This window comes from Nonomuraea sp. NPDC005730 (assembly GCF_040630865.1).
Taxonomy (GTDB): Bacteria; Actinomycetota; Actinomycetes; order Streptosporangiales; family Streptosporangiaceae; genus Nonomuraea.
Genome location: NZ_JBEXYK010000017.1, coordinates 18,506 through 31,945, shown reverse-complemented (window position 1 = coordinate 31,945; position 13,440 = coordinate 18,506). Strand labels below are relative to the sequence as shown.

Here is a 13,440-nt window from a genome sequence, read left to right as displayed (position 1 = left end):
GCTCAGAAGGCGGCGGCCCGGCCGGCGGCCAGGTCCTCGACCGTGCGGGTGAGGAAGTGCCAGCTCAGCTCGGCGTCGCGGGTGTGGCCGTGCGGGGCGCGGAACAGGGCGACGTACTCGGCCACGTCGTCGAGGCTCCAGCGCAGCCGGTAGAGGGCCAGGGCGGCGGGGTCGGGCGTACGGCCGGTGGCGGCGGCGTACCTGGCCAGGTCGCCGGGGGTCCTGGCGACCAGCCACAGGTCCCGTTCCGGTACGGCCAGGCCGACGGTGTCCCAGTCGACCAGCAGGCAGCGGCCCTCGTGCCGGAGCAGGTTGCCGGGGTGCGGTTCGCCGTGGGTGACGACGGGAGGGCCAAGGTCGCGGCATCCGCGGTCGAAGTCGCGCAGCCGGGTGTGCAGGGTTCCGGCGTGGCGGGCGAGCAGGGCCCGGGCGGGCTCGGCGTACGGGCCGCCGGTCCACGGGCGGCCGGTCTCGGCGAGGGCGCGCTCCAGCGCCGCCCGTCCGGCCGGCTGCAGCGGGCGGGACGGGGTCGACGGGGGTGGGGCCGTGCCGTGCAGCTCGGCCAGCAGGTCGATGACCTGGGCGCGGTCGTGGTCGGCCGGCTCGTCGTCGAAGCCGCCGGTGACGCCGTCGACGAACGGGAATACGCTCAGCGCGTACCGGGCGGCGAGCGGGCGGAGCAGCGCGCCGCCGTCGAGGTCCGGCACGGGCGCGACCACGAACCTCAGGGTCGCGGACAGCGCCGCCGCCGTCTCCAGCGCCCGCCCCAGCTCCCCGAACGCCACTCGCGCCACCCCGTCCAGCTCACCGGCCGCCCGCGGTTCGTGGGGGAGGGTGGCGGCGGTGAGGAACCAGCGCCGTCCGTCGGCGCCGGTCGCGATCCAGTGGTGGTCGCCGAAGCCCACCGGCGCGTACGTCAGCCCGACGGCCTCGATCCCCCACGCCTCCAGGGCGGACACCAGCAGCGATTCGTCCAGATCCGCGGGCCTGTCACGCATCCGGCCACATTAGCGGCCGCCCTCGCCGCCCGGCATCCCGATCAACAGCTCCATGGCCGCGAGCACGTCGTCCACCGCCAGGTCGGCAGGGGGAGCCGCCGCGCCCGTCCCGCGGTCGATCCAGATCGTCCGCAATCCGGCCGCGCGTCCGCCCGCGATGTCCTTGTCCGGGTCGTCGCCCACCATCCACCCGCCCGCCGGCACGGCTCCGCACCGGGCGGCGGCGATCCGGAACAGCCGCGCGCCGGGTTTCCGCACGCCCTCCGCACCGGAGATCGCCCAGCCGTCCACCCGCTCGGCCAGCCCGGTACGCCGGATCTTGCCCGTCTGGTTGTCGGTCATCCCGTTCGTCACGATCCCGACCGCCCACCCCGCCGCCCGCAGCCGGTCGAGCCCCGCCAGCACCTCGGCACGGCACTCCACCAGCCACGGCAGCCTGGCCCGGTAGGCCCGCCACAACTCCTGGACGGGCTCGGCAAGCGCGAAGCGCTCGCGTACGCGGGCGAAGAAGACGTCCATCGGCACGGACCCGTCGGCGTCCAGCCGCACCAGCCAGTCCACGGCGTCGGCGCCCAGCCCGCGCCCCGCGGCGAACTCGGCCGCCCACAGCCGGAACGCGGCCAGCCGGTCGATCAGCGTGTTGTCCAGGTCGAACAGCACGAGCGGCCGCGCCTTGGCGACCGGCTCGGTGGCCGGCTCGGTGGCCGGCGCAGAGGCCGGCACGCTGGTCGGCGCAGGAGTCGGTGCGGCCGGAAGGCGCGGGCCGGGGCCCGCGCCGCGGCCGGTCAGCGCAGCTCGCGCTTGAGGATCTTGCCCGTCGCCGTCATCGGCAGGGCGTCGCGGAACTCGACGATCCTCGGGTACTTGTAGGCCGCCATGTTCTCCTTGGCCCAGGCGATCAGCTCGTCCTCGGTGACCGACGAGCCGGGCGTGCGGATGACGTACGCCTTGACCTCCTCGCCGTGCGACTCGTGCGGGACGCCCACGACCGCCGCCAGCGACACCGCCTCGTGGGTCATGAGCACCTCCTCCAGCTCACGCGGGTAGACGTTGAAGCCGCCACGGATGATCATGTCCTTGGCCCGGTCGATGATGGCGTAGTAGCCGTCGGCGTCGCGGGTGGCGATGTCGCCGGTGCGGAACCAGCCGTCCTTCAGCACCTCGGACGTCGCCTCCGGGCGGCCGTAGTAGCCCTTCATGACGTTGTGGCCGCGGATGGCGATCTCGCCGGGGCCCTCGCCCTCGACCGTCTTCCAGTCGCCCTCGATCAGCTTCATCTCCACGCCCCAGATGGGCGTGCCGATCGTGCCGGGCTTGGTGGGCCGTCCGAGCTGGTTGAAGCTGGCCACGGGGGAGGTCTCCGACAGGCCGTACCCCTCCAGGATGCCGATGCCGAAGGTCTGCTCGAAGTCCTTCAGCACCTCCACCGGCGAGGACGCGCCGCCGGCCACGGCCACCTTCAGGCTGCGCGGCACCTCGGCGCCCTCGGCGTGGATCTTCGTGAGCATGCCCCAGTACATCGTCGGGACGCCGGCGAAGGTCGTCACGTTCTCCCTGCGCATGAGCTCCAGGGCCTCGCCCGGCTCGAAGCGCGGCATCAGCACGACCGTCGCGCCGCGCATGAAGGCGGTGTTCATGACGGTCGTCTGGCCGAAGGAGTGGAACAGCGGCAGCACCGCGAGGTAGGTGTCGCCGCCCTCGCTGCGGGGGAACATCCGGTCGCTGATCAGGGCGTTCATCAGCATGTTCTGGTGGCTGAGCTCGGCGCCCTTGGGCTGGCCCGTGGTGCCCGAGGTGTAGAGGATCACGGCGGTGTCCTCGGGGTCGGTCTGCACGGTCTCGAAGTCGGCCGGCACGCCGTTGAGCGCCGCCCACACCGTCTCGCCGTACGGGGACTCGGTGGCCAGCGGGGTGGCGGGCAGCACGAAGAAGTGCTCGCAGCCGTCCGCGGCCTCGAAGCCCGCCTTGCCGCGCTCGCCCAGCGGCAGCTCCGGCGAGCCCTCGAAGCAGAACAGCGCCTTGGCGTCGCTGTCGTCGAGGTGGTAGGCGATCTCCCGGCCCTGCAGCAGCACGTTCAGCGGCACCACGGTGGCGCCGGCCTTGAGGATGCCGAAGTAGACGAACGGGAAGTACGGCAGGTTGGGACAGGCCAGCGCCACCTTGTCGCCCTTGCCGATGCCCCGCGACACCAGCAGGTTCGCCACCTGGCGGGCGACAGTGTCGATCATGCCGTACGGCAGGCGCATGTCGCCGAAGACGATCGCCGTGCCGTCGGGGTTGTTTCTGGCGCTGTCCTCCAGGACGACCGACAAGTTGAGCATGAACGCCTTCCTCCTCTGTACGCGCTTGCGGCCATCTTGGCATCCGCCCATACCGACCGGTAGGTAACCAAGGTTACAGATGCATATGGACGCGCCAGCTCACCTGGAGTAAGCAAGTGACAGGTTACTTAGCCCCCTGGAGTGCTCATGCAGTACGACTACGTGATCGTCGGAGCGGGGTCCGCCGGGTGCGTGCTGGCCAACCGGCTGTCGGCGGACCCGTCGGTGTCGGTGGCGCTGGTCGAGGCGGGCGGGCATGACGACAAGCTGGAGATCCGCATGCCCGCCGGCTTCGCCAAGCTGTTCAAGACCGACTACGACTGGAACTTCACGACGGCCAAGCAGGGCGAGATGTCCGGCCGCGAGCTCTACTGGCCGCGCGGGCGGGTGATCGGCGGCTCGTCCTCGCTCAACGCGCAGATGTGGGTGCGCGGCTGCCAGGAGGACTACGACCAGTGGGGCGTGCCCGGCTGGACGTACGAGGAGGTCCTGCCCTACTTCACCAGGGCCGAGCAGCGCGTCGGCAGCAACCACGGCGGCGTCTACGGCACCTCCGGCCCGCTCTACGTCTCCGAGCTGCGCAGCCCCAACGTCACCACGGCGGCCTTCCTGCGGGCCTGCGAGGAGCTGGGCCTGACCCGGCTGGCGGAGCTGAACGGCCGCTCCAACGAGGGCTACAGCCCCACCCCCGTCACCCAGAACCGCGGCCGCAGGTGGAGCGCGGCCGACGCCTACCTGCGCCCGGCCGCCGCCAGGCCCAACCTCACCGTTCTCACCGGCGCGACCGTGGACCGCGTGGTGTTCGAGGGCTCCCGCGCCGTCGGCATCGAGCACAGCGGCGGCACCCTGGTCAGGGCGGCGAAGGAGGTCGTCCTGTCGGCGGGGGCGATCGGCTCGCCGTACCTGCTGATGCGCTCCGGGGTGGGCGCGGCCGAGGAGCTGCGCGACGCGGGGGTGCCGGTCGTGCGCGAGCTGCCCGAGGTCGGCAAGAACCTCCAGGACCACCTCGCCTCCGGCGTGTACGTCGAGTGCAAGGAGCCGGTGACGCTGACCAAGGCCGAGTCCCTGGTGAACCTGCTGCGCTACATCGTGCTGCGCTCGGGCATGCTCACCACGAACGTCGGCGAGGCGGTCGCCTTCGTCAGGACCTCGGCCGAGGAGCCCGCCCCCGACATCGAGCTCGTCTTCGCCCCCGGCCCGTTCGTCGACCACGGGCTCACCCCGCCGACCGGCCACGGCCTGACCGTCGGCGTCGTCCTGCTGCAGCCGGAGAGCCGCGGCAGGGTCGGGCTGAGCGGCCGGGACGTGCTGATCGACCCCGGCTACCTGAGCGCGGAGGCCGACGTCAAACGCCTGGTCGCCGGGCTCAGGACGGCCAAGCAGGTGTTCGCGACGAGCGCGATGAAGCGGTACGCGGGCGGCCCGATGGCGCCGTACTGGGGGCCGGAGAGCGACGAGGAGCTGGCCCAGTGGGTGCGCGAACGCGGCGAGACCCTCTACCACCCCGTCGGCACCTGCCGGATGGGCGTCGACGAGGGGTCGGTCGTGGACCCGTCGCTCCGGGTGCGCGGCCTCGAAGGGCTCAGGGTGGTGGACGTGTCCGTCATGCCGACGCTCAACCGCGGCCACACGCACGCCCCCGCGATCATGATCGGCGAGAAGGGCTCCGAGTTGATCCTGGGGAACCGGTAGCCGGGCGCCGCGACGCGGCGGACCTTGACGTAAGTGAGCACTTGCCCAAGGCTTGTACGGTATGACGCTCTCCGCGGATCTGGACATCTCGCAGATACCGTTCTGGGGACTGCCGCAGGCGGACCGCTTGGAGACCTTCCGCCGCCTGCGCCGGCTCGAACGGCCCCTCTTCGTGCCGGAGCAGACCGTGCCGTTCATCGGCGGCGGGCCCGGCTACCACGCCCTCGTGCGCCACGCCGACGTGACCGAGGCCAGCAGGAACGCGGCCGTCTTCAGCAGCGAGCCGTGCTCCAACAGCATCCCCGACATGCCACGCTGGCTCAGCGTCTACTTCGGCTCGATGATCAACATGGACGACCCGCGCCACGCCCGCCTGCGCAGGATCGTCTCCAGGGCCTTCACCCCGCGCATCCTGTCGAAGATGGAGGAGGACCTGGCCAGGGCCGCCGCCGAGATCGTGGACCAGGCGATCGAGCAGGGGCCGGGCGACTTCGTGGCGCAGGTCGCCGCCCGGCTCCCCGTCCGGGTCATCTGCGACATGATGGGGATCCCGCCGAAATTTCATGACACGGTGTTGCGGCGGACCAACGTCATCCTCGGCAACGCCGACCCCGAGTACACCGGCATCGACCCGGACTTCAGCCGCGTCAACGTCGCCCGCGGCCTGGCCAAGCTGCTGCGCGCCGGCTACTCGCTGAACAGGATGGCCGCCCGCCTCGGCGACGAGCGCCGCAAACGCCCGACCGGCGACCTGGTCAGCCTGCTCGTGGGCGGCGAGGAGCGGCTCAGCCCGCAGGAGCTGGGGTCGTTCTTCATCCTGCTGGTGGTGGCCGGCAGCGAGACCACCCGCAACGCCATCGCCTACGGTCTGAAGCTGTTCACCGACCATCCCGGCCAGCGGGAACTGCTGCTGGCCGACTTCGACGCGCGGGTCGGCCGGGCGTGCGACGAGATCGTGCGCTTCGCGACCCCGGTGATCCAGTTCCGCCGCACGCTGACCCGGGACCACGAGCTGAACGGCGTGCCGTACAAGAAGGGCGACAAGGTGCTGCTCTTCTACAACTCGGCCAACCGCGACGAGTCCGTCTTCACCGACCCGGACGTCTTCGACATCACCCGCGACCCCAATCCGCATGTCGGCTTCGGCGGCCCGGGGCCCCACTACTGCCTGGGCGCCCACCTGGCGCGCCGGGAGATGAGCGTGATGTTCCGCGAGCTGTTCACCCGCCTGCCCGGCATCAGGACGGCCGGCGAGCCCGACTTCCTGCTGTCGAACTTCATCAACGGCATCAAGCGCCTGCCGTACACGTTCTGACCGCCTCGGCCAGGGCGTCGTCCGCGCCGCGCCAGGCCACGAACCCGTCCGGCCGCACCAGCACGGTTCCGTACGGCCAGCCCTCGACCACGTGCACCGGGACGCCCGGGTCAGGCACCGGCGTGCCGGTGAACACACTGAAATCGGGCCCGACCAGGTCGAGGCTGGACCGCTCGCCGATCCACACGTGCGGCAGCCGCGAGCCGGGCGTGCCGTCGAGGCAGAGCGTCACGTCCTCGGTGGAGGGCAGGCCCTCGACCGCCGAGGCGCCGCCGTAACGGTAGCCGACGTGCACGATCGGGGCGTTCACCGCGCCCGCCTCCGCCCTGAGCCGGGCGGCCTCGGGGCCGGAGCCGAAGTGCATCCGCAGGTCCCGCATGCGCAGCTGCGACTGCTCCAGCGCCAGCAGCGCGACCGGCCGCCGCTCGTCGTGGTAGGTGTCCAGCAGCGCGGGCGCCGACCGGCCGGTCAGCACGCGGGCCAGCTTCCAGGCCAGGTTGTGGGCGTCGGCGACCCCCGTGTTCAGCCCGAACGCGCCCGTCGGCGGCACGGCGTGCGCCGCGTCGCCGGCCAGGAGGACGCGCCCTGCGCGGAACCGGTCGGCGACCTGGCCGCGGGCCCGCCAGCCGAGCACGCTGACGATCCCGACCTTCAGGCCGGGGTCGCCGATCGCGGTCCTGACCAGGTCGGGGCTCGGTTCCTGGGCGGTGTGGAAGACCCATTCGGTCTCGCCGTCGATCGCCATGAGCATGCCGGGCGCGTCGGGGGTGGTGATCTCGGCGAGCGCGAAGCCGTACCCGTCGGTCAGGTGGCTCAGGTCGGCGTGGAACATGACGTTGTGCAGCTCGGGGCCGAGTGCGCCGGGGCCGGTCACGCCGATGCCGAGCGCCGCGCGCACCCCGCTGCGCACGCCGTCCGCGGCGATCACGTAGCGGGCGCGCAGGGTGCGGGTCCCGTCCGGGCCGGACACGACCGCCGTCACGCCGTCGGCGTCCTGGTCCAGGGAGAGCAGTTCGGTGTCGTACGCGACGTGCGCGCCGCGCTCGCGGGCGGCGTCGAGCAGCACCCGGTCCAGCCGGTTCTGCGGGCATATGCCGCGCAGCCGGGCCGGGCTGTAGGCCGCCGCGTCGAACGTCCGCGTCCGGGCGGGCAGGTCGGCCGCGATCGCGGCGAGGTCGGCGCCGGCCAGCGTGTCCACGGTGATCTTGCCGAGGGTCGCGTTCGTCATGTCGATGGCCACCTCGTCCACCGCCCGCTCCAGACCCGCCTCGCGGAGCAGCTCGACCGTCCGCGGGCCGATGCCGGTGGCGCGGGGGTGCGCCCGCGGGCCGGGCTCGCGTTCGACGACCAGGGCGGGCACGCCGTGGCGGGCGAGGAACACGGCCGCGCTCAGCCCGACGCTGCCGCCGCCGACGATCAGGACGTCGATGATTCGTGGGAACACTGTTTCCGTCATGGGCACACTGTAACCACAGGCGTACGATGAAGGCCAGAGGGGGGGAGCCGGATGTCACTGGTGTGGAGTCGCGAGCCGTACGCGCCGAAGCGTCAGGCCCTGAGCGTCGAGGCGATCGTGCGGGCCGCGATCGCGGTGGCCGACGCCGAGGGCCTCGACGCGGTGTCCATGCGCCGGGTGGCGAGCGAGGTCAAGTCGGGCACCACCTCGCTCTACCGCTACCTGGAGAACCGCGACGAGCTGCTCGACCTCATGGTCGACGCGGTGTGGGGCGAGGGCGAGCCCGGCCCGCTGACCGGAGACTGGCGGGCCGACCTGGCCGGGGTGGCCCGTGACCAGCGCGCGGGCGTGTTGCGCCATCCGTGGCTGGCCGCGCTGATGACGAGCAGGCCGGCGCTCGGGCCCAACTCGCTGCGGCGGGTGGAGCACGCGCTGTCCGCGGCCCGGTCGCTGACCTCCGACATCACCCGGGCCGCCGCCGTGATCGGGGTGATCGGCGACTACGTGCTCGGCGCGGTGGCCAAGGAGCTGGCCGAGCAGGAGGCGTTGCGCCGTACCGGGCTGTCGGAGCAGGAGTGGCGGGCCGTGGTCGGCCCCTACATCCGCGAGGTGATGGCCACCGGCGCCTACCCGGAGTTCAACCGGCGGGTGGTCGAGGCCGACGACCTCAGCTTCGGCGACCAGTTCGAGTTCGGGCTGGCGTGCCTGCTGCGGGGGTTCGCGGAGCAAGTCCGCTGAGCAGGGCCGCCACGGCCAGCCCGAAGCGCTCCCGGTGGTCCTCGGGCGTGCCGAGGCCGTCGGCGACCGCCCGCGCCAGCACCGGATAGTCCGCCAGGTCCAGGTCGGGCTGCTGCGGGCTGTCCGGCCCGGCCTCGGCCAGCGTGTGCCCGATCACGAACGTCGACACCGCGTTGATCATGTGCAGCGCCTCCCTGGCCGTGAAGCCCGCCCGGGTCAGCGCGGCGGCGGCGCCTTCGACCATGCCCAGGGCTCCCGGCGTGGCCACCGGCCGGATCGCGACCACCGGCATGAGCGCCGGATGCCGCAGCAGCTCGGCCCTGATCGACTCGGCGAACGCCCGCATCCACACCCGCCAGTCGCCGGAGGGCTCGATCGTGACGCGCGAGAGCACCAGCTCGACCAGCCCGTCGAGGACCGCGTCCTTGTTCGGCACGTAGTAGTAGAGCGTCATCGCCTCCACGCCCAGCTCCTTGCCCAGCCTGCGCATGGACAGCCCGGCCGCGCCCTCGCGATCGAGGAGTTCGAGCGCCGCTTCCAGCACCCGCTCCCTTGACATCCGCTCTCTCATACACCGTAAGATACTGCCGTCTTACATCGTAAGAGAGAGAGCCGACCGTGATCGCCGACTTCTTCACCGCCGTCAACGAACGCCGCCTCGACGACCTGGGCGCCTACCTGACCTCCGACGTCGTCGACCACAACAAGATCATCTTTGGTGAGCCGGACGAGCCCGGCGCCGCCTTCGAGGGCATCCGGATGCAGCTCGACGCGTTCGACCCGTTCCACATCGAGGTCGAGGAGGTCGTCGCCGAGGGGGACAAGCTGGTCGCCCGGATCCGCATGACCGGCACGCACTCCGGCACCCACCCGCGCATGCCCGTGCCCACCGGGCGCAGCTTCGAGGTCGAGGCGATCTTCCTGGTCACTCTGCGCGAGGGCCGGATCAGCGAGATCCGCGCGGTCAGCGACCGGCTGGGCCTGTTCCTCCAGCTGGGCTGGGACTGGCCGGAGACCGACTGACCCGCCTGCCCGCCAGGGCCGGCGGCGGCAGCGCGCCCGCCGGCGCCGGGTCGGCGGCGATCAGCACGCCCATGGGCCAGCGGTGCAGCACCCGGCCGACCGCGATCGGGCCGATGACCGCGGCCACGCTGAAGGCCGGAAACGCACCCCGGCCTCGACCGGGCTCGCCTCCAGGGGGCCCCGCACGTGCAGGGTGCGATAGGTGCAGCCGCCCAGCAGCGCGGCCAGCGTCAGCGCGTACGCGTCCACCACCCACTGCACCTCGGCCAGGATCGCTCCCAGGGCGGCGCGGATGTCGGGCAGCGCGATCGTCACGGCGGTCAGGTCCACCACCACGAGCATGATGGTCAGTGAGGCGAGAGCGAGAACCATCCGCGTCGCATGCCTGCTCCTCACGATGAGAGGCCCCTTGTGGAGTGGTACTCCTGGGAGGAGGCGAATGCTAGGTTTCGCAGTCATGGAGATCAGAACGATCCATGCCAACGGTGTGGAGTTCGCGTATCTGACCGTGGGGGAGGGGCCGCTGGCGTTGTGCCTGCACGGGTTCCCCGACACCGCGCACACCTGGCGGCACCTGATGCCCGAGCTGGCCCGACGCGGCTACCGCGCGGTGGCGCCGTTCAGCCGCGGCTACGCGCCCACCGAGATCCCGGCCGACGGCGCGTACGAGGAGGCGGCCCTGGTCGCCGACGTGCGCGCGTTGCACGAGGAGCTCGGCGGCGACGAGAACGCGGTGATCGTCGGGCACGACTGGGGGGCCTTCCCCGCCTACGCCCTGGCCGGGCGTTTCCGCCGGGCCGTCGCGCTCGCGGTGCCGCCGCCGGGCGCGCAGCTCCCGGGGTTGCTGGCGTACGAGCAGCTCAAGCGGTCGTTCTACATCTTCCTGTTCCAGACCGTGCTGGCCGAGCCGGCCGCCGCCGACCCGGCCTTCCTCGACCGGCTGTGGCGGGACTGGTCGCCCGGCCACGACCCGGCCGAGGACCTGGCGTTCGTCCGGCGCAGCCTGGGCGAGCCCGCCAACATGGCGGCGGCCATCGGCTACTACCGCGCCGCGCTCGGCACCACGCCCCCCTCGGGCCGCTACCCGGACGTCGATCCCGCCACCGCGGGCCCGGTCCTGTACCTGCACGGCGAGCGGGACGGGTGCATGGGGGCGGAGATGGCCAAGGACGCGGCCGGCGGCCTGCCGCCGGGGTCGCGCGCCGAGCTGGTGGCGGACGCGGGCCACTTCCTGCACCTGGAACGGCCCGCGGAGGTCAACCGTCTCATCCTCGACTGGCTCGGCCCCGCCTCCTGACCGCCGCGATCACCGGGTGGCGCCTCGACCGGCTCGGTCCCGCCTGCTGAGTACGGTGATCACCGGGTGGCGCCCTGACAGGCTCACCCGGACCGCCTGCTCGACCGCGAACCCGTCCGGCGCGCCACCCGGTGTCCCGCCGGCGCCGGGATCGTCGTGGAGCAGCGCCACGGCCAGGCCGCCGGGTTCCAGCACCCGCCGCACCTCCCGCCACAACGGGTCCAGGCCGGGCCCGAGCAGGCCGCGCGGCGGCACCTGCCGTCCCCAGGGCGGGTTCACCAGCACCCGCCGCACGCTTCCGTCCGCCACCGGGAGCCGTCCGGCGTCGGCGAGCCCCCAGCGAAACGGGTCCGGATCGTCCGGGGGCAGGGCGGCCCGCGCGTTCGCGGCGGCCGCGGCGACGGCGGCCGGGTCGCGGTCGAACCCGGCGAACCCGGCGAGCCCGGCGTGCGGCGCGAGCGCGTGCGCCTCGATGAGCGTGGTGCCCGCCCCGGAGCAGGGATCGAGCACGACGCCGCGGAAGCCCTCGGTGCCCAGCCCGGCGAGCTGGGCCATCGCCGCGGCCAGCGGCGGGTGCAGCGTGCCCGGGATCGAGGCCGTCTTGTACGGCCGGCGGTGCAGCGGCCGGTCACCGGCCCGCCGGGCGATGACCGCCTGGTCGCCCTCGATCGTCACCCGCCAGGCCGTCGCCCCCGCGGGTGGCCGGCCGCCGTCCCGCCGGGAGTGGTAGCGCAGCCGCCACGACCGGGCCAGCTCGGTTCCGACGGCGTCCTCGATCTCGTGCCTGGTGTAGTTGCGGCGTCCCACGAACGAGGCCGAGACCTCGACGTCGGGGCCGCCGGGCGCGCCGAGGTCGATCCCGCGGGCCGCCCGCGCCAGCCGGGCGAGCGCGGAGCGGCCGTGGCCGACCCCGTCCACCACGGCCGCGGCCAGCAGTACGTCGTCCGCGGTGCGCAATCCCAGGAGCCCGGCGCCGGGCCGGACCTCGAACCACACCTCCCGATGGCGGACGCCGACGACGGCCCCGAGACGGGCACGCCTGATCTCCGCCGCGACCAAGGGCTCGGTGCCACGCACCGCCCTGGCCACCGCCAAGGTGAGCAACAACTGTTCTTCTCCCACGTAGCGACCCGGGACGGCGGCAGGCCGCCCCGCATCACCGGCGGTGGGTCAGCCCACGGCCCGCCGGCGGATCGCTAGCCGAGGAGGAAGAAGAACGTCATGCGCGGCACCCTACAAAAGCCCCGTCCTCGCGAGCCACCGGTTTTTCCGGCAGCCACGTACGGTGTACGTCGAACCCATTGACGTAAGTGGTCGCTTTCCGAATGATGGCCCTATGACCGTCCTGGACTTCGACCTTTCGGACCGGAACTTCTGGGCCAGGCCCATGAGCGAGCGCGAGGCGGCGTTCGACCGGTTGCGCGCCCGCGAGACGCCGGCCTTCTTCGAGGAGATGGAGATGGCCGTCGCGCCCAAGGGGCCCGGCTACTACGCGCTGGCCAGGCACGCCGACATCCTGGAGGCGAGCCGCAACCCCGAGGTCTTCTGCTCCGGCGACGGCGGCGCGACGAACATCCCCGACATGCCCGCCGAGTTCACCGAGTACTTCGGCTCCATGATCAACATGGACGACCCCCGGCACGCCCGGCTGCGCAGGATCGTCTCCCGCGCGTTCACCCCCAAGATGATCAAACAGTTCGAGTCGGACGTCGACGCCGCCGCCGTGCGCATCGTCGACGACCTGGTGGCCGCCGGTCCCGGCGGCGACTTCGTCACCGACGTGGCCGCCCGCCTTCCGCTGAAGATCATCTGCGACATGATGGGCATCCCCGAGCGCGACTACCGGTTCGTCTTCGACCGCTCGAACATCATCCTCGGCGGCTTCGACCCCGAGTACACCGGCGGCGACCTCGACCAGCTCGCCACCCGCCTGCTCACCGCCGGCATGGAGCTGCAGCAGCTCGTCCAGGACCTCGCCGCCCACCGCACCGCCAACCCCACCAACGACCTGACGTCCTCGCTGGTCAACGCCAACATCGACGGCGAACGGCTGACGATGCAGGAGCTCGGGTCGTTCTTCATCCTGCTGGTGGTCGCGGGCAACGAGACGACCAGGAACGCCATCTCCTACGGCCTGCGCCTGCTCACCAAGAACCCCGACCAGCGCGCCCTGTGGCTGCAGGACGTCGAGGGCCGCGCCCCCGGGGCCGTGGAGGAGATCGTCCGGCTGGCCTCACCGGTGAACTTCATGCGCCGCAAGGTCACCCGCGACCACGAGATGAACGGCCACCTCTACCGCGCCGGCGAGAAGGTGGTGCTGTTCTACTGGGCGGCGAACCGGGACGAGCGGGTGTTCGCCGACCCGTACCGCTTCGACATCACCCGCCACCCCAACCCGCACGTCGGTTTCGGCGGGCCGGGGCCGCACTTCTGCCTCGGCGCCCACCTGGCCCGGCGGGAGATCACGGTGATGTTCCGCGAGCTGCTGCGCCGGGTGCCGCAGATCGAGGGCGGCAGGCCCGACCGCCTGCACTCCTCGTTCATCAACGGGATCAAGCACATGGAGTGCACGTTCTGAGCCGGGCGCGGCCGCGGCCGGG

13 protein-coding genes are annotated in these 13,440 nt (G+C 72.5%); 6 read left to right on the top strand and 7 right to left on the bottom strand.

The features are described 5' to 3' along the window. Positions 1-2 precede the first annotated feature (2 nt). The 3 genes from ABZ444_RS21445 to ABZ444_RS21435 all read right to left on the bottom strand — a co-directional run bounded on the left by ABZ444_RS21445 (position 3) and on the right by ABZ444_RS21435 (position 3,319). Positions 3-998 (bottom strand): phosphotransferase, encoded by a 996-nt coding sequence (locus tag ABZ444_RS21445; protein WP_357999484.1) that lies wholly within the window; start codon positions 996-998, stop codon positions 3-5. Positions 999-1,007: 9 nt separating this feature from the next. Then, complete coding sequence (locus ABZ444_RS21440; RefSeq protein WP_357999481.1) at positions 1,008-1,721, bottom strand: HAD-IA family hydrolase; 714 nt, start codon at positions 1,719-1,721, stop codon at positions 1,008-1,010. 62 nt (positions 1,722-1,783) lie between these two features. Then, complete coding sequence (locus ABZ444_RS21435) at positions 1,784-3,319, bottom strand: long-chain fatty acid--CoA ligase (protein WP_357999478.1); 1,536 nt, start codon at positions 3,317-3,319, stop codon at positions 1,784-1,786. A gap of 147 nt (positions 3,320-3,466) precedes the next feature. On the opposite strand from ABZ444_RS21435, the gene ABZ444_RS21430 reads away from it, so the two are divergent. Both ABZ444_RS21430 and ABZ444_RS21425 read left to right on the top strand, forming a co-directional pair. Next, on the top strand, positions 3,467-5,011 hold the full coding sequence (locus tag ABZ444_RS21430; protein ID WP_357999475.1) for a GMC family oxidoreductase N-terminal domain-containing protein: 1,545 nt from the start codon (positions 3,467-3,469) through the stop codon (positions 5,009-5,011). 61 nt (positions 5,012-5,072) lie between these two features. Further along, positions 5,073-6,326: a cytochrome P450 gene (locus ABZ444_RS21425; RefSeq protein ID WP_357999472.1), complete on the top strand. Its 1,254-nt coding sequence runs from the start codon at positions 5,073-5,075 to the stop codon at positions 6,324-6,326. Here the strand turns inward: ABZ444_RS21425 and ABZ444_RS21420 are convergent. Then, positions 6,301-7,782, bottom strand: a complete 1,482-nt coding sequence (locus ABZ444_RS21420; RefSeq protein WP_357999469.1) for an FAD-dependent oxidoreductase — start codon at positions 7,780-7,782, stop codon at positions 6,301-6,303. The two genes, ABZ444_RS21425 and ABZ444_RS21420, sit on opposite strands and share 26 nt — an antisense overlap. Positions 7,783-7,833: 51 nt before the next feature. Between ABZ444_RS21420 and ABZ444_RS21415 the strand changes: the two genes are divergently transcribed. Then, positions 7,834-8,520 (top strand): TetR/AcrR family transcriptional regulator C-terminal domain-containing protein, encoded by a 687-nt coding sequence (locus ABZ444_RS21415; RefSeq protein ID WP_357999467.1) that lies wholly within the window; start codon positions 7,834-7,836, stop codon positions 8,518-8,520. Here the strand turns inward: ABZ444_RS21415 and ABZ444_RS21410 are convergent. Then, on the bottom strand, positions 8,450-9,091 hold the full coding sequence (locus ABZ444_RS21410) for a TetR/AcrR family transcriptional regulator C-terminal domain-containing protein (protein ID WP_357999464.1): 642 nt from the start codon (positions 9,089-9,091) through the stop codon (positions 8,450-8,452). The genes ABZ444_RS21415 and ABZ444_RS21410 overlap by 71 nt on opposite strands. Before the next feature lie 47 nt (positions 9,092-9,138). Between ABZ444_RS21410 and ABZ444_RS21405 the strand changes: the two genes are divergently transcribed. Continuing rightward, positions 9,139-9,543: an ester cyclase gene (locus ABZ444_RS21405; RefSeq protein WP_357999461.1), complete on the top strand. Its 405-nt coding sequence runs from the start codon at positions 9,139-9,141 to the stop codon at positions 9,541-9,543. 60 nt (positions 9,544-9,603) lie between these two features. Here ABZ444_RS21405 and ABZ444_RS21400 read toward each other — a convergent pair whose 3' ends face one another. Further along, on the bottom strand, positions 9,604-9,915 hold the full coding sequence (locus tag ABZ444_RS21400) for a hypothetical protein (protein WP_357999458.1): 312 nt from the start codon (positions 9,913-9,915) through the stop codon (positions 9,604-9,606). An 85-nt stretch (positions 9,916-10,000) separates the two neighbouring features. Here ABZ444_RS21400 and ABZ444_RS21395 point away from each other — a divergent pair, with 85 nt between their 5' ends. Then, positions 10,001-10,840: an alpha/beta hydrolase gene (locus ABZ444_RS21395; protein WP_357999455.1), complete on the top strand. Its 840-nt coding sequence runs from the start codon at positions 10,001-10,003 to the stop codon at positions 10,838-10,840. Between the two features lie 9 nt (positions 10,841-10,849). Here ABZ444_RS21395 and ABZ444_RS21390 read toward each other — a convergent pair whose 3' ends face one another. Then, on the bottom strand, positions 10,850-11,947 hold the full coding sequence (locus ABZ444_RS21390) for an RNA methyltransferase (RefSeq protein WP_357999452.1): 1,098 nt from the start codon (positions 11,945-11,947) through the stop codon (positions 10,850-10,852). Between the two features lie 229 nt (positions 11,948-12,176). Between ABZ444_RS21390 and ABZ444_RS21385 the strand changes: the two genes are divergently transcribed. Next, positions 12,177-13,418, top strand: a complete 1,242-nt coding sequence (locus tag ABZ444_RS21385; protein WP_357999449.1) for a cytochrome P450 — start codon at positions 12,177-12,179, stop codon at positions 13,416-13,418. The last annotated feature ends 22 nt before the right edge of the window (positions 13,419-13,440 follow it).